The organism is Dietzia sp. HMSC21D01, assembly GCF_001815995.1.
GTDB lineage: Bacteria > Actinomycetota > Actinomycetes > Mycobacteriales > Mycobacteriaceae > Dietzia > Dietzia cinnamea.
Genome location: NZ_KV823642.1, coordinates 1 through 1026 on the forward strand (window position 1 = coordinate 1; position 1026 = coordinate 1026).

The 1026-nt window shown below is 75.0% G+C and carries 1 protein-coding gene; it reads left to right on the plus strand.

Features of this window, described 5'->3' with window-relative positions:
• Positions 1-241: 241 nt before the first annotated feature.
• The coding region (locus tag HMPREF3086_RS18760) for a hypothetical protein (RefSeq protein ID WP_070719749.1) at positions 242-1026 on the plus strand (785 nt) is incomplete at its 3' end.

Below are 1026 nucleotides of genomic sequence, written 5' to 3' on the forward strand. Positions count from 1 at the left end.
ACCCCCGCCGGGGCCGCGGCCACGACCGGTGCGGGCGGCCTCGCAGCCGACCCCACCGCCCTGCTGGGGCTCCTCACCACGGGGGCGGGCAGCCTCGGACAGTGACGCGCGCCGCGCCCGGGGCGATCTCCACCCCCGGGCGCCGGTCTCCGCGTTACAGTTCTCCCGTCGACGACCGGCGCCCCGGAGGGGACGCGGGGGCTCGACCCCGTCCGCCGTAGTCGAAGAGGGTTCATCACACATGTTCACCCGCAAGGTCGTCACCGTCTCCGCCGCCGCGTTCGCGCTGGTCGCCCTCTCCGTTCCCGTCGTCAACGCGCAGGGTGACGCAGTGGCGCCCGACGGGGCGGGCGCGGGCAGCATTCCGCTCGGCAGCCTCGAGTCCGCGGGTCTCGGCGACGGGAGCCTGGCGGACGGCTCCGCTGATGTCGGTGGTGACGCCGGCGAGGGCGACGCCGGCGAGGGCGACGACGGCGAGGGCGACGACAGCGGCCAGGACGGCGACGCCTCGGGCGACGGGTCCGGCTCGGTGGGCGGCGGCTCCCTCGGCAGCCTCGAGGGCGTCACCGGCGAGGACTCGAGCATCGGCGATCTGGCGCCGGAGACGGATGCCGTCTGCGAGCTGCCCGGGCTGGGCGGTTCGGTGGCCAAGTTTTACCCGCTGTTCGGTATCGACGGCGTGCCCACCGGGGTCGTCGACCTCGTCACCTCCGCCTTGGACTCCTTCCCCAACCTGCTCGACGTGGTCGCGGGCGAGGGCGGCGGAACGGCGTCGCTCGAGCAGACGGGATCGTTCGCCGAGGGGCTGTGCGGCACTTTCCTCGGAGGCGAGATGGTCCTTCCGCCGGTCACGGTGATCGTCGACGGCGACGGCAATCCGGTCAGCACCGTCACCGGCGCCACCACTCCCAGCAGCTCCGCCGTCACCTCCACCCTGACGGCCGCGTCGGTGTCCGCCGACGATGCCGGCGAGGACGCCGACGACGCCGACGACGCGGGCGCCGAGGCCTCCGGCGCCGCCGCTGC